At 70.6% G+C, this 17,343-nt stretch carries 13 protein-coding genes; 12 read left to right on the top strand and 1 reads right to left on the bottom strand.

Going from position 1 to position 17,343, the window contains the following annotated elements; all coding sequences use genetic code 11:
- Positions 1–13 precede the first annotated feature (13 nt).
- From ACFZBD_RS03100 to ACFZBD_RS03155, 12 genes are all read left to right on the top strand, one after another.
- Positions 14–1,270, top strand: a complete 1,257-nt coding sequence (locus ACFZBD_RS03100) for an aminotransferase class III-fold pyridoxal phosphate-dependent enzyme (RefSeq protein WP_391134378.1) — start codon at positions 14–16, stop codon at positions 1,268–1,270.
- Between the two features lie 100 nt (positions 1,271–1,370).
- Entirely contained in the window at positions 1,371–2,927 is a 1,557-nt protein-coding gene (locus tag ACFZBD_RS03105; protein WP_391134381.1) for an AMP-binding protein, read from the top strand.
- Positions 2,928–2,969: 42 nt separating this feature from the next.
- Positions 2,970–4,649: an AMP-binding protein gene (locus ACFZBD_RS03110; protein ID WP_391134384.1), complete on the top strand. Its 1,680-nt coding sequence runs from the start codon at positions 2,970–2,972 to the stop codon at positions 4,647–4,649.
- Positions 4,650–4,652: 3 nt separating this feature from the next.
- Entirely contained in the window at positions 4,653–5,429 is a 777-nt protein-coding gene (locus ACFZBD_RS03115) for a glucose 1-dehydrogenase (RefSeq protein WP_391134386.1), read from the top strand.
- Positions 5,430–5,457: 28 nt separating this feature from the next.
- Positions 5,458–6,696 carry an acyl-CoA dehydrogenase family protein gene (locus ACFZBD_RS03120; protein ID WP_391134389.1) on the top strand — a complete coding sequence of 413 codons (1,239 nt, stop codon included), beginning with the start codon at positions 5,458–5,460 and terminating at the stop codon, positions 6,694–6,696.
- Positions 6,696–7,796 (top strand): phosphotransferase, encoded by a 1,101-nt coding sequence (locus tag ACFZBD_RS03125; protein ID WP_391135902.1) that lies wholly within the window; start codon positions 6,696–6,698, stop codon positions 7,794–7,796. Before ACFZBD_RS03120 ends, ACFZBD_RS03125 begins: the two co-directional genes overlap by 1 nt.
- Before the next feature lie 277 nt (positions 7,797–8,073).
- The gene (locus ACFZBD_RS03130) at positions 8,074–8,349 is read left to right on the top strand and encodes a hypothetical protein (protein WP_391134392.1); all 276 of its coding nucleotides are present in this window, start codon (positions 8,074–8,076) and stop codon (positions 8,347–8,349) included.
- Entirely contained in the window at positions 8,346–9,158 is an 813-nt protein-coding gene (locus ACFZBD_RS03135; protein ID WP_391134395.1) for a hypothetical protein, read from the top strand. Before ACFZBD_RS03130 ends, ACFZBD_RS03135 begins: the two co-directional genes overlap by 4 nt.
- A complete protein-coding gene (locus ACFZBD_RS03140) occupies positions 9,155–9,997 on the top strand; it encodes a hypothetical protein (RefSeq protein ID WP_391134398.1) in 843 nt (280 codons plus the stop codon). The genes ACFZBD_RS03135 and ACFZBD_RS03140 overlap by 4 nt, the downstream gene beginning before the upstream one ends.
- Positions 9,998–10,248: 251 nt before the next feature.
- Positions 10,249–11,115: a phytanoyl-CoA dioxygenase family protein gene (locus ACFZBD_RS03145; protein ID WP_391134401.1), complete on the top strand. Its 867-nt coding sequence runs from the start codon at positions 10,249–10,251 to the stop codon at positions 11,113–11,115.
- A 48-nt stretch (positions 11,116–11,163) separates the two neighbouring features.
- The gene (locus ACFZBD_RS03150; RefSeq protein ID WP_391134404.1) at positions 11,164–13,353 is read left to right on the top strand and encodes a SpoIIE family protein phosphatase; all 2,190 of its coding nucleotides are present in this window, start codon (positions 11,164–11,166) and stop codon (positions 13,351–13,353) included.
- Between the two features lie 51 nt (positions 13,354–13,404).
- Positions 13,405–14,031 (top strand): TetR family transcriptional regulator, encoded by a 627-nt coding sequence (locus ACFZBD_RS03155; protein ID WP_391134407.1) that lies wholly within the window; start codon positions 13,405–13,407, stop codon positions 14,029–14,031.
- 64 nt (positions 14,032–14,095) lie between these two features.
- Here ACFZBD_RS03155 and ACFZBD_RS03160 read toward each other — a convergent pair whose 3' ends face one another.
- Positions 14,096–17,311 (bottom strand): cytochrome P450, encoded by a 3,216-nt coding sequence (locus ACFZBD_RS03160; RefSeq protein WP_391134410.1) that lies wholly within the window; start codon positions 17,309–17,311, stop codon positions 14,096–14,098.
- Between the last annotated feature and the right edge of the window lie 32 nt (positions 17,312–17,343).

A 17,343-nucleotide genomic window follows, 5' to 3' on the forward strand; every position in this document is an offset into this window, starting at 1 on the left:
CAGGGGCGATCTCATGGCCCTGGAATCATCCCGCTCGGCCTTCGAGCGAGCCCGCCGCAGCGTCGGCGGGGGCGTGGGGTCGGGCCTGCGCGCCGCAATGCCACCCCATCCGCTCTTCGTGCGCGAGGCGCGGGGCGCACATGTCTGGGACCTGGACGGCGACCGGTACGTCGACTACGTGATGGCCTGGGGTCCGCTCGTCCTCGGTCACAGCGACCCGCGCGTGCTGTCAGCGGTGTCCGAGGTCGCGCAGAAGATGCAGGTCGTCGGCACCGGCCACCCGCTGGAGTACCTCGCGGCGGAAGCGGTCCTCGAGGCCGTGCCGCACGGCGAGCGGCTGCTGTGGAGCAACACGGGGACCGAGGCGGTGCAGGTGGCGCTGCGCCTCGCGCGCGCCGCCACCGGGCGGCGCCGCGTCCTCAAGTTCGCCAAGAGCTACCACGGCTGGCACGACACCGTGTACGCCGGGATGTCCGAGAACGACTGCGATCGCCCCGCCACCCCCGGTGGGGCGGGACAGTCGGCCAGCGTCCTCGACGACCTGGTCGTGGCGCGCTTCAACGACGTGCGGCTGGCCGAGCGCTTGCTGAGCAAGGCCGTCGAGCGCGACATCGCGGCCGTGCTCGTCGACCCGGTGATGAGCAACGCGGGCGTCGAAGCACCCTCACCGCAGTTCCTGTCGACGCTGCGGACCCTCTGCGACCGGCACGGCGTCGTCCTCGTCTTCGACGAGGTGATCGCCGGGTTCCGGATCGCCCGGGGCGGGGCGGCCGAGAAGTACGGCGTCCTTCCCGACCTGTCCGTCTTCGGGAAGGCGATGGCCGGCGGCCTCACCCAGAGCGCCGTCGTAGGCCGGTCCGATCTGATAGATCAGGTGACGTCCGGGGTCGTTCACGCCGGAACCTTCAACGCCAACCCGATCGCACTGGCGGCCGTCACGGCGACGATGCGCGTCCTGGCCGATCCCGCGGTCTACGAGCAACTCGAACGGACCTCGTCCGAGTTCGAAGCCCTCGTCGGCGCCGTTCTCGGTTCGTCGCCCGATTTCGGCAGCTTCAACCGGGTCGGCTCGCTCCTCCAGTACGTCCCCGCCGGGGGCGCCACGGGGCTTCACGGAACGAGCGGGCTCTGGGCGGTGATCCTCGAAGGGATGCTGCGTCAGGGCTTCCTTTTCATGCCGTCCGGCAAGGTCTTCCTCAGCACGGCACACACCACCGCCGACATCGAGGCGACGGCCGAGGCCCTCGACCGGCTCCTGCGGAAGTTGTGACACCCGCATCGAGTCTCGCGTAACCCCCACCCGCTCCGAGCCAGGCCGCGTGTTCTGTCCTCCGCGGCCTGGCCCGGTCCACCTTTCCGGAAATGGCACCATGCTGAACCTCTCGGTCCTGCTCGAGGACTCCGCCCGCACGCACCCTGACCGGGACGCGGTCGTCCTCGGCACGACGCGTCTCACCTACGCCCAGATCGACGCCGCCGCCAATCAGGTCGCCAACCTCCTGGTCGACCGCGGCGTCTGGCCCGGCGACAAGGTCGCGCTCAGTTGTCCGAACGTGCCCTGGTTCCCCATCGTCTACTACGGGATCCTCAAGGCCGGCGCCGTCGTCGTACCCCTCAACATCCTGCTCAAGGGCCGGGAGGTCGCCTACCACCTCGCCGACTCGGAGGCGAAGGCGTACTTCTGCTTCGAGGGCGGCGAGGGCCTGCCGATGGGTGCGGAGGGGCACGCCGGGTTCACCGAGACCCCGGGCTGCGAGCACTTCTTCCTCATCACCGCCGACCCCGCGGCGGAGAGCCCGATCGAGGGCGTCGAGACCATGGGCGCCGCGCTGCGGGGCACCGCGGCGACGTTCGACAGCATCGGGACGTCCGGTGACGACCCGGCCGTGTTGCTCTACACGAGCGGTACGACGGGGCAGGCGAAGGGCGCCGAACTCAGCCACGCCAACCTGGTGCTCAACGCCCTCGCGGTCAACCAACTCTTGGAGAACCGGCCGGCCCTGGACACCCATCTCGTCGTGCTGCCGCTGTTCCACTCCTTCGGCGCGACCGTCCAGATGAACGCCGGCTTCTCGACGGCGAGCACGCTGGTGCTGCTGCCGCGGTTCGACGCCTGGCAGGCGGTGTCCCTGATGCAGCGGGAGGACATCACCGTCTTCGCGGGTGTCCCCACCATGTGGTGGGGCCTGTTGCAGGCGCTCACCGAGGACGTCGATGTCGAGAGGATCGCGAGGAACCTGCGCGTCGGCGTCTCCGGCGGTGCCGCGCTCCCCGCGGAACTCATCAAGCAGGTCAGGGAGCGACTGGGCGTCCAGGTCCTGGAGGGCTACGGCCTCTCCGAGACCTCGCCGGTGGTGACCTTCAGCGATCCGGCGCGGGAGCCCCGTCCCGGGTCGATCGGCGTGCCGATCTGGGGCGTCGAGGTCAAGCTCGTCGAGGCGGACTGGTCGGAGGTCGAGGACGACGGCACGGGCAGCGCCGTCGGCGAGATCGCGGTCAAGGGCCACAACGTGATGAAGGGCTACCACGGCCGTCCCGAGGCCACCGCCGAAGCCGTCAGGGACGGCTGGTTCCGCACCGGCGACCTGGCCCGCAGGGACAAGGACGGCTTCTACTACATCGTCGACCGGGCGAAGGACCTGATCATCCGCGGTGGCTTCAACGTGTACCCGCGCGAGATCGAGGAGGTCCTGATGACGCACCCGGCGATCAGCCTGGCCGCAGTCGTCGGCGTGCCGCACGAGAGTCACGGCGAGGAGATCAAGGCGTTCGTCATCCTCGAGCGCGGCGCCGAGGCCCACCCCGACGAGCTGGTCGCCTGGGGCAAGGAGCAGATGGCCGCCTACAAGTACCCGCGCGTCGTCGAGGTCGTGCAGACGCTGCCGATGACCTCCACCGGAAAGATCCTCAAGCGCAAACTCACGTGACCGGCGCGCCGAGCGCGTGGACACGGATGGGAAGGACGGCAGATGACAGTGGATGACGGCGGGCGGCGGGACACGTCCCCCGACGGGTCCGGTACGGGGCCGGACACGACACCCGGCTCGCTCGTGGCCGCCTGGAGGGCACGCGTGGCGAAGAACCCGGAGGGCACCGCGCTCCGCTTCTTCGACGGTGCCCTGTCGGCGCGGGAGGTGGACGCGGCGTCGGACGCCCTGGCCGCCGCGTTCGAGGCCCGCGGGACCGGCCGGGGCGACCGCGTCGGGGTGTACCTGCAGAACGTTCCGCAGTACGCGCTGGTGCTGCTGGCCCTGTGGAAGCTGGGGGCCACGGCCCTGGGACTCAACCCGATGTACCGGGGCCGGGAACTCCGCCGGATCATCGAGGACTCCGGGGCGGTCGGCGTCGTCTGCGCGGACGAGGACGTCCACGAGACGCTCGGCACGCTGGCGGGGAGTTCAGTGCGGTGGCTGATCAGCACGTCGGCGCTGGACTACCAGTCGCGGAACGATCCGCGGGTCTTCGCGACGACGGAACGTCTGGCACCCGCGCCGGACGGCGACCTGGTGGCCCTGATCGGCGAGTTCGCGGGCCGCGGCCCCTCGCCCGTGGAGCCGACCCGCGACGACGTCGCGTTCCTGACGTACACCTCGGGGACGACGGGCCCGCCGAAGGGTGCCATGAACACCCACGGCAACGTCCTGAGCGTGGTGGGGACCTGCGCGTCGTGGATGGGTGTGGGCGACGGGGACGTCGTGTTCGCCATGGCCCCGCTGTTCCACATCACCGGGGCGGTGGTCAACGCGACGATCTCCCTGCTCACCGACACCACGCTCGTCCTGGCGGGCCGGTTCCACCCCGAGGTCGCCCTGGACGCCTTCGCCGAGTACGGGGTGACCTACACGATCGGCTCGATCACCGCGTACAACGCGATCTTCCAGCTGCCGCAGGCCGGACCGGAGCACTTCGCGTCGGTGAAGGCCCTGTACTCCGGGGGCGCGCCGATCCCGCCGGCGACCGTCGAGCGGTTCCGGGAGCGGTTCGGCGTCTACCTCCACAACGGCTACGGGATGACCGAGACGACGTCCGCCGTCATCGCCGTACCGCCGGGTGAGCGGGCACCGGTGCACCTGCCGAGCGGGACGCTGTCCGTCGGCAAGCCGCTGCCGCGTATCACCGCCCGCGTCGTGGGACTGCACGGCGACCCGATACCCCCCGGTGAGCAGGGTGAGCTGGAGTTGAGCGGGCCGCAGGTGGTGCCCGGGTACTGGGGCAAGCCCGAGGCCACTCGTCGGACGATGCCGGAGGGCCGGCTGCGTACCGGTGACGTCGCGGTGATCGACGAGGAGGGCTGGGTCTACCTGGTGGACCGGCTCAAGGACCAGATCAACGTGTCCGGGTACAAGGTCTGGCCGCGCGAGGTCGAGGACGCCCTCTACGAACACCCCTCGGTCCTCGAAGCCGCGGTCGTCGGTCGGCCGGACGACTACCGCGGCGAGACCGTCGTCGCCTACGTCTCGCTGAAAGAGGGTCTGACCGCATCCGCGGAGGAGCTGATCGCCTTCTCCCGAGACCGCCTGGCGGCCTACAAGTGTCCCCGCACGATCCATTTCCTCGCCGACCTGCCCAAGACCCAGAGCGGCAAGATCCGGCGCGCCGAACTCCGCGACACGGACGACACCGGGCCGGCGCGCCTCCCGAAGGACTGATCCATGAGCGAGAACCACACCGGCCGCTTCTCGGGCCGCACCGCCGTCGTGACGGGAGCGAGCCGGGGCATCGGTCTCGCCGTCGCCGAACGGCTCGTCGCCGAAGGGGCGCGCGTGTGTCTGACCGCGCGCAAGGCCGGCCCCCTCGAAGAGGCGGCGGCCTCCCTCCCTCCGGGCAGTGTCGTCACCGTCGCCGGCAGGGCGGACGATCCCGACCACCGCCGCGAGGTCCTGGACACCGTCGCGCGGGAGTTCGGCGGGCTCGACGTCCTCGTGAACAACGCGGGCATCAACCCTGCCTACGGCCCCGTCATCGGTCTGGACCTCGATGTCGCCCGCAAGGTCCTGGAGGTCAACGTCCTCGCCACCCTCGCCTGGGTGCAGGACGCCGTGGCCCACCCGAAGCTCGGTTTCACCGAACGTCGGGGCGCCGTCGTGAACCTCTCCTCCGTCACCGGTGACACCCCGTCACCCGGCATCGGCATCTACGGCGTGAGCAAGGCGGCGGTGTCCCATCTGACCCGGACCCTGGCCGCCGAACTCGGCCCGGAGATCCGCGTCAACGCGGTGGCCCCCGCCGTGGTGAAGACCCGGTTCGCCGAAGCCCTGTACGAGGGCAAGGAGGCCGAGGTCGCCGCCGACTACCCGCTGCGCCGCCTGGGCGAGCCGTCGGACGTCGCCTCCGCCGTGGCCTTCCTGGCCTCGCAGGACGCCTCCTGGGTCACCGGGCGCGTTCTCACCGTCGACGGCGGCCTCGCGGTCGCCGGCGGCACCGCGTAACGACCGCGCCACCCCCGAAAGGATTGCCATGACGTTCACCCCTCTGCCGCCCGAGGTGGCGGAACTCGCGGAGCGCACGCGCCGGTTCATCCGCGAGACCGTCATCGACGCCGAACCCGCCCCCGGCGGACGTCTCGACCAGGCCACCCGCGACCGGCTGCAGGCCGCCGCGAAGGAGGCCGGTGTCTTCGCGCCGCTCGTGCCGAAGGAGTACGGCGGGCAGGGCCTGCCCATCGAGCACTGGTCGCCGGTTCTCCAGGAGGCCGGCTACTCTCCGATCGGCCCCAGCGCGCTCAACTGCATGGCCCCCGACGAGGGCAACATGCACATGCTCAACCTCATCGCCACCGAGGAGCAGAAGAAGCACTACCTCGCGCCTCTGGCGGCCGGCGACGTCCGGTCGTGCTTCGGCATGACCGAGCCCCATCCGGGAGCGGGATCCGACCCGGCGGCCCTGCGGACCACCGCCGTACGCACCGACGGCGGCTGGATCATCGACGGCCACAAGCGGTTCACCAGCGGAGCCGTCGGTGCCGCGTTCTGCATCGTCATGGCGCGCACCCCGGCCGTCGACGGCTCCCCCGAGGGGGCCACCATGTTCCTCGTCGACCTGACGAACCCCGGGATCCGGATCGGCGAGGCGATCCACACCGTCGACCGCGCCATCGACGGCGGCCACCCGCACCTGCACCTGGAGGACTGTTTCGTCCCCGACGACGCGGTCCTCGGTGAGGTCGGACTCGGCTTCCGGTACGCGCAGGTACGGCTCGGCCCCGCGCGGCTCACGCACTGCATGCGGTGGCTGGGACTGGCGCGCCGGGCGCACGACATCGCGTTGGACCGGGCCGCGAAGAGAGAGCTGTTCGGCGGTCCGATCGACTCCCTCGGCCTGGCCCAGCACCTGATCGCCGAGTCCGTGATCGACATCGAGACCTCCGACGCCATCATCACCAAGGCCGCGGCCCTGCTGCACAGCGCCCCGAAGGCGGGCTCGGCGATGTCCTCGGTCGCGAAGGTCCACTGCTCGGAGGCGATCTACCGGGTGATCGACCGCGCCATCCAGATCTGCGGCGGCGACGGCGTCTCCGACAGACTCCCCCTCGCCCAGTACCTGAACGAGGTGCGTCCGTTCCGCATCTACGACGGCTCCAACGAGACCCACCGGTGGGCCATCGCACGCCGTGCCTCGGCCGGTCGGCGGGCCACCGTCCAGGCCGGTGAGCGATACCTGGGCGACGCCGTCGCCGGCCGGGACGGGGGCGCGTGATGCACACCGTCCCCGACGGCGTGGAAGTCGTCGCAAGCTGGGAGAAGGCCCGTCACCTCGGCAGCCCTCCCCTCCTGGTCCTCGACGCGGTCACCGGCTTCCTCGACGCACACGGCATCGGCAGCGGGCCGATCGCGTGGCAACGCATCGGCGACGGCCACTCCAACGTCACCTACCTGATCGAACGCGGAGGCGAGTCCGTCGTCCTGCGCCGCGGCCCGCGCCCGCCACTGCCGAAGTCGACGCACGACATGGTCCGCGAGGCCCGCATCCAGAACATCCTCCACGGGCACGGGGTACCGGTCCCGGAGATCCTCGCCGTCTGCGAGGACGAGTCGCTCCTGGGCGTGCCGTTCTACCTCATGGGCCGGCTCGACGGCACGATCGTCACCGACACGATCCCGCCCCACCTCTCCCCCGCCGAACAGCGCCGGGCCACCAGCGAGGCGGTCGTCGACACCCTTGTCACTCTGCACGGCATCGACGTCACCCGGGGGGAGCTCGCCTCCCTGGGCCTGCCCGAGGGTTACCTCCGGCGGCAGGTCGAGCGGTTCCGCGGCCTGTGGGAGGTCAACACCACCCGCAGCCTGCCCGCGGTGGAGCGCATCGCGGACTGGCTGGCGCGCAACCTGCCGACGAGCCAGGCGGCCTCGGTGGTACACGGCGACTACCGCATGGGCAACCTCATGTTCGCCCCGCGGGCCCCGGCCGAGGTCCTCGCGATCCTCGACTGGGAGATGGCCACGCTCGGCGACCCGCTCGCGGACCTGGGGTACCTCACCGCCACCTGGTCCGAGGCCGGCAGCCCTGCCACCCCGCTCGAACTCACCAAGGTGACCCGTTCACCCGGCTACCTCACCCAGCGCCAACTGGCAGAGCGCTACCAGCGCCGCACGGCCCTCGATCTCACCCCGCTCCCCTGGTACCAGGCCCTCGCCCTCTGGAAGGCGGCGATCTTCTGCGAGGCCATCTACACCCGCTGGCAGCGGGGCGAACGTCCTCATGACACGGTCTTCGGACCGTCGCTCGAAACAGGCGTCCCCCGGCTCCTGGAGCGGGCCGGGCACTACGCCGGCCTGACCGCGACCAGCCGCCGCTGACGCCCGACGCCCGCGGTGCGAGGCGCTTCACCAGCCTCACCGCGGGCGGGCCGTCGTGCTCTGACGTCACGCCGAGGCCGCCGTTCGCCGTAGAGCCGGCGCGACCTCCTCCGCGGACGTCGCGCCACCGTCTGACCTCGGCGGTCGCCGGCATGGCTTCCGACCGGTACGGAACACGGCTGCCCGGCTCCCTCGCCCGTCCTCGACGGCTGCGACCGTCCCCCGCCCCCTCGCACCGACCGAGTCCGTCTTCCCTGTCCTTCCAGAGAGAGGTCCCGTGCCCTCCGATTCCTCCCGGCATTCCCCCCGTGACACACGGATGCTGGTCACCGTCAACGCGCTGCCGCTCGCCGTCGGCGTCCTGCTCTCCTGCTCTACGACTCTCGGAGAGATCTCCGTGTACGGCCGTCTCACCCTCGCCATCACGTGGGCATTCACCCAGCTGGTCGTCCTCGTCGGCGGGACCTGGTGGTACGAGAACCGGGCCGCGGCCTCCTTCGAACCGGCCTCGGCGACGACTGCCGCCTCCCGTTCGGCCGGGGGCGCGTGGTGACGACGCACCTCCTGAGCGTCGGCTCGCCCGATCTCATCGGCACCGCCGCGAGGGGCGCGGTCATCAGCGCCTTCCTCGTCTTCATCGGCCTCTGTCTCCTGTGGATCTTCACGCTCGCCACGCAGGACGACGACCCGGAACGCCTCTACGTCGCCGGCCGGTCTCTCCCGCCCGTCTTCAACGGCGTCGCGATGGCGGGGGAACAGATCACGGTCATCATCCTGGTCTCGCTGCCGGGAGCGATCGCCCTCTTCGGCTACGACGGAGTCTCGACCGCCGTCGACAGCGCCCTCGCACTCGGCGTCTTCCTGCTCCTCGCCTCCAGGATTCGCGCGACCCGCCGCTACACCCTGGGCGAGCTGTTCTCCCTGCGCGCCGAGGGGCCGGGAGTACGGATCGCCGGCGCCGTGGTGACACTGTGCATCGCCGTGCCCCTGCTCATGGTGCAACTACGGGCCGGCGGCATCACCACCGCCCTTCTGATCGGCATGCCGAGCGAGCGGGCTCAGGTGGTGTGCACGGTGCTGATGGGATTCCTGGTCACGTGCTTCGCAGGGGTGGCCGATCTGCGCGGCACCAGTTTCGTGCAGGTCGCCAAAGTGCCCGTGGCCTTGGTGACGCTCGCCACGGTGACCCTGCTGGCGCTCCGCTTCTTCGACTGGAGTCCCGGATCCCTGCTGTCGGCGGCCATGAACACGAGCGTGTCACCGAGCGGATACCTCAGCCCCGGACTGTGGGAGCACTCCGCGGAGGCGGACCGCTCGGCACGCTCAGTGACCACATTGTCGTCATCCTCGGAACCGCGATGATGCCCCACCTGCTCCTGCGCGTCAGCGCCAGCCGGGACGTGCCCGCCGCCCGGCGCTCACTGAGCGTCGCCGTCGGGCTGACCGGCCTCTTCTACCTGCTGCTGATCACGACCGGCTTCGCCGCGGCCGCGGTGGTGGGCAGCGGACGGATCGGAGCGGTCGACGCGAAGGGGCAGGGGGCCCCGATCCTCCTGGCGTCGGAGGTCCTCCCCCACCACTCCACCGGCCGGGTCGTGCTCATCACCCTCGTGGCCTGTGTCGCCTTCCTCGCCGTGCTCACGGCCGTGGCGAGCGTGACCTTCGCCGCCGCCGTCTCCGTGACCCGCGACCTGCTCGGGCGGAAGGGCCGTACCCGGATCGGGATCGGAGAGCCGGCGGTCCTGCGGCTGTCCGTCGTCGTGCTCTGCGTCGTGAGCCTTCTCCTCACCACCGCCGTACACCGCTATCCCATCGAGTTCCTTCTCGCCTTCTCGCTGAGCCTCGCGGCCACGTGCGTGTTCCCCGCGGTCGTCTACTCGTTCCTCTGGACCGGCTTCAACCGCCACGGGCTGCTGTGGCTCGTCTACGGAGGGCTGTCCCTGTGCACCCTCCTGACCCTCGCCTCCCCCGCTGTGTCCGGGACGAGATACGCGCTGCTGCCGGAGCAGGACTTCAACCTGTTCCCGCTCCACACCCCCGGACTGGTCTCCGTACCGGCGGCCTTCCTCCTCGGATGGCTCGGCAGCACGCGTCCCTGGGAGCGGACCGCACACCCCCGGCACACGACGCCGGGACCCGCTTCTGCCCGTAGCGCCCCCGGATCTCGCATCGACTCCGGCAAGGACGCCGTGAGCGGATAGCTCCGCCGTGCCCGTGACCGGACGGTGCATCGTGCACCGGGCCCGGGCGAAGCAGGTGCCCGCTGTCGTTCTCGCCTGCGGTACCGGCTGGCGACAGTGAGACGACCACCACAGGAACAACGCGGAAACGCCTGACCACCGGACCCATCTGATCGTCGCGAGGACGCCGCGCGGGAGTCCCGGACGACGGAACGTCCGCAGCTGATCGAACGGCCGGTCAACCGCGCTTCGGATCGAGGAAGAGGACACGCATGACGACCCAGAAGAAGACCCAGGCGCTGGCGTCCGTGGCGAACGACACGCCTGCGGAGGAGATCCTCGAGATCGTTACGCGTGACGGCGGCGTCATCATCGAGGGCTTCCTGACGCAGGAGCAGATCGTCCGCTTCAACGCCGAGATCGAGCAGCCGCTGCGGGCGCTCGCCCCGGGGTCCCTCCACGAGGACGAGATCGTGGCCGCGTTCCACGGCAGCAACACCAAGCGCCTCACGAACCTGGTGACGCACAGCGCCACGTTCCGCAGCGAGGTCATCGACCATCCCCTGGTCCACGAGATCAGCGACCTGGTCTTCCTCCAGGAGTCGGGCACGTACTGGATGACCACCGCCCAGGTGATCGAGATCGGCCCCGGCAACAAGGCGCAGATGCTCCACCGTGACCTGGAGAACTGGTTCCCGTTCATCGGCATGGGGCCCAGCGGGCCGGAAGTCACCATCAACTTCCTGGTCGCCCTGACCGACTTCACGGAGGAGAACGGCGCCACCCGCGTCATCCCCGGAAGCAACCACTGGAGCGACTTCGAGGACCGCGGGACGCCCGAGCAGACGATCCCCGCCGTCATGAACGCCGGGGACGTCCTTCTCTTCAGCGGCAAGACCGCGCACGGCGGCGGAGCGAACCGGACCGGCGACGAGTACCGGCGCGGCCTCGCCTTCGCGTTCAACGCGGGCTTCCTCACCGGTGAGGAGGCGTACCCCTTCCTGGTCGACAGGGAGCTCGCCAAGACGCTCTCGCCGCGTGTCCAGCGCATGCTCGGCTTCCGCTCCCAGTACCCCACGGGCTCTCCCGGCCTGTGGCAGGTCGACTACGCCGACCTGGGCGACCACCTCGGCCTCTGAGAACCGAGCCGACCAGAGGCTGCCGCAACTGTCCGAGGAGCGCACACCATGGCTTTCCCGTACATTCGCACTATGGGAACCGAGGTCGATGCGTTCCTTGGTCAGCTGGCCGGCCACCTCAGACCTGAGGTGAAGAAGCTGGCCGGCCTGCTGCTCCAGCGCCTGAACGGCGAGTTCCCCGAGCTGTGGGAGAACGCGGACATCGAGGTCCTGACCCTGGAGGAGACGGCCCAGCACGTCACCGCCCTCCTTGATCTCCTGGGGGCCCGCCCCGGCGCGAGCGCGCCGGAAGCTCCTCCGGCCGCCTTGGACATCGCCCGCCTCTACGCCCGTCGGGGGATCCCGGTGAGCCGGCTCCTCCGTGCCTACCGCCTCGGCCATCTCAGCCTGCTCGAACAGCTCCAGGCCGAAGCTCCCAGCCTCACCGACGACTGGCACATGATCAACCTCGCCACGGTGAGGCTGGTCGCGATCGGTTTCGACTACGTGGACCGTTCCTCGGAAGAGGTCGTCGCCGCCTACCAGGGGGAACGCGACCGTCTGCTGCAGCGTCGGCTCGCCCTCACCGACAGGGCGAGCAAGCGGATCGGGACCACGCTCGACATCTTCCGCACCGCGGAGGAGCTGACGGAGGTCTGCACCGAGGACTTCGCCGACCTCGTCACCGTCGACCTCTTCGACTCCGCACTCGACGAGACCGGCACCGGTCCGCCGGAGGCCCTGACGCAGCGCCGCGTCGCCCAGCGCTCCGTCCTCGACGACTGTCCGGAGTCCCCGCTCCGCGTCGGTGGAACCCACACCTACCCCGACGACTCGGAACCGGTTCGCGCGCTGACCACCGGACGGTCCGTCCTGCACCACATCGCGGGGACCGAGATGCCCACGTGGGTGGCGCCGTCGGAGTCCCACGGCCGAGTGCTGCGCGACCTCGGGCTTCACTCCGTACTCCTCGTGCCTTTGCACGCCCGCGGGGAGATCCTCGGCCTGGTGCAGTTCGTACGCCATCGCACCTCGGCCCCCTTCGACGACGACGATCTCCTGCTGGCGCAGGAGATCGCCTCCAGGGCGGCGGTGTCCATCGACAACGCCCGCCGGTACACCCATGAGCGTTCCACCGCGCTCGCCCTCCAGCGGACCCTGCTGCCGCGGCACACGGTGCAACAGTCGGCCGTCGAAACGGCCTCGCGTTACCTGCCAGCCGGATCCCGCGCCGGCGTGGGCGGCGACTGGTACGACGTCATTCCCTTGTCCGGGGCCCGTGTGGCGCTGGTCGTCGGCGACGTGGTCGGTCGCGGCCTGCACGCCGCCGCCACCATGGGCCGGCTCCGCACGGCCGTCCGCGCCTTCGCCGACATCGACCTCATGCCCGATGAACTCCTCACGCATCTGGACGACGTGGTCATCCGCATGCAGCGCGAGGAGTCGGCGGACGAGGGCGAGACCAGCGCCACGTGCCTGTACGCGATCTACGACCCCGTCTCCCGCCGGTGCTCCCTGGCCAGTGCCGGCCATGTCCCGCCGACCGTCGTAACCCCCGCGAAGATCAGCGAGGCCTTGCCGGAGGTACCGATCGGACCGCCTCTCGGCCTGGGTGGACTCCCCTTCGAAACCGCGGAGTTCGAGCTGCCGGAGGACAGCCTGCTGGTCCTGCACACCGACGGGCTGATCGCCGGCCGCACGCGTGACGTGGACCAAGGACTCTCCACACTGCACGACATCCTCACCTCGGCTCCGGACTCGCTGGAGGAGATCTGCGACCGACTCCTGGCCGCACTGCTGCCCGGCCGTCCCGCCGACGACGTCGCCCTGCTCGTCTCCCGGACCCATGCCCTCGACCCGGACCACGTCGCCACGATGGACCTCCCGTCCGATCCGGCAGCCGTGTCCGGGGCCCGCCGCTTCGCCTCCGACGTCCTGGCGACCTGGGGGCTGGACGATCTTTCCTTCACCACGGAGCTGGTCGTCAGCGAACTGGTGACGAACGCGATCCGCTACGGCAAGAGCCCCGTCCAGCTGCGGCTGATCCTCCAGTCGACGCTCACCTGCGAGGTCTCCGACGCCAGCAGCACCGCCCCACATCTGCGCCGTGCCCGCATCTTCGACGAAGGCGGCCGCGGCCTGCTCCTCGTGGCCCAGTGCGCGGAGCGCTGGGGGACGCGGCACGGTCGCGAGGGCAAGGTCATCTGGGCCGAGCAGGCCCTTCCCGCTGACAGCGCGTCGATCGCCGAAGTGACGTAACGCCTGATCCGGGCCGACTTGATCGATCGACTAAGTCGATATAGTGGGCGTATGGCTCATGTTTCCGCGGCGGAGCGCCGCCCTCAGTTGATCAAGGCGGCCATCGACCTCATGACCCGGGAGGGCGTCGCCGCGGGGAGCACCCGCGCCATCGCCGCGGAGCTCGGTGTCGCGCAGGCCACCGTCCACTACACCTTCGGTACGAAGGAGGACCTGTACCGAGCCGTCATGGACCAGATCACCGACGAGCTGGTGACGCAGGTGCGGCGGGCGGCGCCGGAGGACGCGGGCTTCGAGGAGACCTTCAGCGCGCTGGCGGGGGCCCTGTGGGGCACGGTGCGCGAGCCGACGTCGCACCACCAGTTGCTCAGCGAGCTGACCATGTTCGCGCTGCGCGTGCCCGGTCTCAACGAGGCCCGGCAGAGCCACTACCGGCGGGTCATAGAGGTGACCGCGCAGGTGATCGCGGAGACGGCCGAAAGGGCGGGGCAGGAACTGGCCGAGTCTCCGGAGACGGTGGCCCGGTTCTTCCTCTCCGGCTTCGACGGACTCACCATGCAGGTCCTCCAGTGCCTGCCGGACGAGGCCACCGAGCGGACGGGGCTCAGGGCGCTCGTGGGCGCCACCGTGGCGCTGGCCAAGGGGAACCTCGACCTGCCTGACGTACCGATGGCCTGACGTGACGCGAAAACGGTGGTGGGCGCACCCGGAAGGTGCGCCCACCAGCGTTTCTGCGTGAGGATCAGCCGGCCCAGACGTCCTCGACGTAGCGGCCGGATCCTACGAGCGCGGCGAGCCAGGCCACGGCCCGCTCGTCGCTCTCACCGGTGCGCTCGCGGTAGATCGCCATGAATGCCTCCCGTACGGCGGGGGCCATGCGACGGCCGTCGCCGCAGATGTAGACGCGCCCACCGGCTTCCAGGACCGACCACACCTCCTCGCTCTCGCGGGCGATGCGCTCCTGGACGAAACGGGCTCCGTTCTCGGGCGCGTGCATGAAGGTGGGACGCATGCTGACGGCGCCGTCCGCCTCGGCCGCCTCGAACTCCTCCCGGTGCAGGAAGTCCACGTCGGGGTGGTCGCAGCCGAAGTAGCAGAGCAGGGTGCCGGTCGAGCCCGTGTGGTGGCGGTCCAGGACGGCTCCGCGGAAGGGCGCGAGTCCGGTGCCCGCGCTGACCAGGATCACCGGTACGGAGGTGTCCTCGGGGAGACGGAAGGACTCGCTGCACGGCAGGACCCGGGCCTGGATCACGTCGCCCGCGTTCACGGTCTGCAGGAAGTGCGAGGCGATGCCCCGGAAGGTGCCCTCGCCCGCCCTGTGGGGCGCTGCGAGCAGCGACACCATCAGGTCGGCCTCGCCGGGCCGGGCCGCGGCGGACGACGAGATCGAGTAGTGCCGGGGACGCAGGACCGGCAGCAGTTCCAGGAAGCGCTCGAAGGGCAGCTCGCACGCGCGGTAGCGCTCCAGGAGGTCCAGGACGCTGAGCCCCGCGACGGTCACCTGCTCCCGGAAGGTCTCGGGATCGGCGGTGGCGAGGGCGGTGAGCGGCTGCTTCTCGGGCGGGCAGTCGGTGTGCTCGGCGAGCACGGCGATCTGCTCCTGGGTGGCCGCGTCCTGGAGCTCGACGAAGTCGGTGAGCAGGCGGCGCAGGGTCAGGGGCCGGTCGACGGGAAGGGCGCCCCGGCTCCGGCGGCGGGCGCGCAGCCGGATGGTGCGGTCCAGGTCGAGGCCGAAACGGTCGGCGACGCGCCGGACGAGGTCCTCGGGGTTGCTGGGCAGGACGGCCAGGTGGTCGGCGGTGCGGTAAGTGACGCCCTCGGGCAGCCGGAGCCGCAGGAACCGCTTGGAGCGGCCCAGTTCGTGGTCGGTGTCGACGAGTTCGTACGCTTCGATGACCTCCATCGGCTGGACGCCGTGGCGCTCGGCGAGACCTCCGAGGACCGACTCCGAGGTGTCCTCCAGCTCGTAGAGCCCTTCCCCCTCCACCTCAGGTGCAGGGGCGGCGGCTTCGCCGGCGACCGCCTCGCCGTACTCCTCCAGGAGCGCCTTCCACAGGTCTTCCGTCCACTGGTCGACCGCTCCGCCGAAGTCGCCGGAGGCGTCGGCGCTGCCGCGCTCCAGGAGCGGGACGGCGCCGGCAGCGGCCAGGCGCTCGTCGATCAAGGTGGGGATCCGCTGGTAGGTGGCGGCCCAGTTGCGGTCGCCGACACCGAGGACGGCGTACCGCAGCCCGGTGAGCGAACCGGGGGTGAGGTTCTCCAGGGAGGCGACGAACTCGGCGGCGTCGTCCGTCGGCCGGCCGTTGTAGGAGGCGGCGACAATGACGACGGGGCCCTTGGAGCCGGCCAGCCTCTCCGTGTACGCGTCGAGGGGGGAGACGGCCGAGGCGAAGCCGTGCTCCTCGCCGTCCGTGCCGAGGTCGCGGGCGATGCCGGCGCAGGTGCCGAGGTTGGAGCCGTGGAGCAGCGTCAGCGCGGTCCCGCTCGCCCGGCGCGTCACGGCCGTGGTCCGGCCCGCGGCGGCGTCCACCGCCGCGGCGACGGGCAGGCGCCGTTCGTCGCTGGTGCGGCGGGCGAGCCTCAGGCTGAACCCGTCGGGCTTGATCGTCAGCGTCGACTTGATCTTCATCTGGTAGTCGGTGTGGTCGATCAGGCGGTAGCGGTGCACCAGCAGGCCGAGCAGCAGGGTGGCCTCGTGCAGCGCGAACTGGCGCCCGATGCAGGCCCGCTCACCGCTGCCGAACGGCTTGAAGGCGTGGACCGAACGGGCCGCCTCCCGCTCGGGAGTGAAGCGCTCGGGGTCGAACAGCTCGACGTTCTCTCCCCAGGCCGCGTCGCGGTGCAGCGCCGAGGCGATCACCATCAGCGACTCGCCCTTGCGTACGGGGTACTTGCCGCCGATGACGGTGTCCTCGATCGGCTCGACGGCGTACGCGGGCGCCGTCGGCCACAGCCGCAGGCTCTCGTTGAGCACCTGGCGGATGTACGTGAGCTTGCCGATGTCGCCGTACTGGGGATCCGGGGACTCGATGTCGCCCCACAGGGCGTCCACCTCGGCCTGGGCCCGGGCGAGGACCTCCGGGTGCTTGGTCAGGTAGTACAGGGCGAAGGAGAGCGCGCTGCTGGTGGTCTCGTGGCCGGCGATCAGGAAGGTGATCACCTGGTGCCGGATGTTGACGTCGTCCAGCGGCTCGCCGGTGACGGGGTCCTTCGTGTGCAGCATCAGCCCCATCAGGTCGTCCGTGCTGGTGTCGCCGGAGGCGCGGCGCTCCCTGATCACGTCGTCGACGAGCTCCGTCATCAGGTCGATGTCCGCGCGGAACTGCTCGACCTTCTTCCTCTTGAACAGCTCGGAGCCCGGGATGGACTCGCCCTTCTCCTGGGCGAAGACGAGAGCCCGGGACATCGCCTCGACGAACGGGTGCAGGTCGCCGCGGCGGAAGGACTCGAAGTCGTAGCCGAAGCCGCACAGGCCGATCGTGTCGAAGGTCAGCCGGGTCATCTCGTCGGGCACGTCCACCGACTGCACCCCGGCCAGCCGGTCCCACTTGCCGATCAGCGACCGGGCGACCTGAAGCATGGGGGCGTGGTAGCTGCGCATCGAGCCGAGTGAGAACGCGGGCATCAGGATGTCGTGGGCCTTGCGCCAGTTCGGCTCGTGGTTGTAGGCGGTGAACAGACCGTCCCCGGCCAGGGCCCGGACCTCGACCAGGTCGGCGTGCACGTGCTTGCGGAAGCGGGTCTCGTCCGACAGCTCGGTCACGAGGTCCAGACCGCCGACCATGACGGTGTCCCTCCCGAAGAGCCGCAGCCGGTACACGGGCCCGAATTCCCTGAACTCCTTCAGCAGGTAGGCCAGGAAGTCCGCGCCCGCCGGAACGTTGAACGCGTGGCCTACGAGGGGCAGCGGGGGGCGCTCGGGGATCGCCCGCGCCGCGCCTACGGACACCTGAGTCATGAGCGTGCCTTTCGTTGCACTCCAGCAGTCAC

Origin of the sequence: Streptomyces sp. NPDC008121, from assembly GCF_042957155.1 — a bacterium.
Lineage (GTDB): Bacteria > Actinomycetota > Actinomycetes > Streptomycetales > Streptomycetaceae > Streptomyces.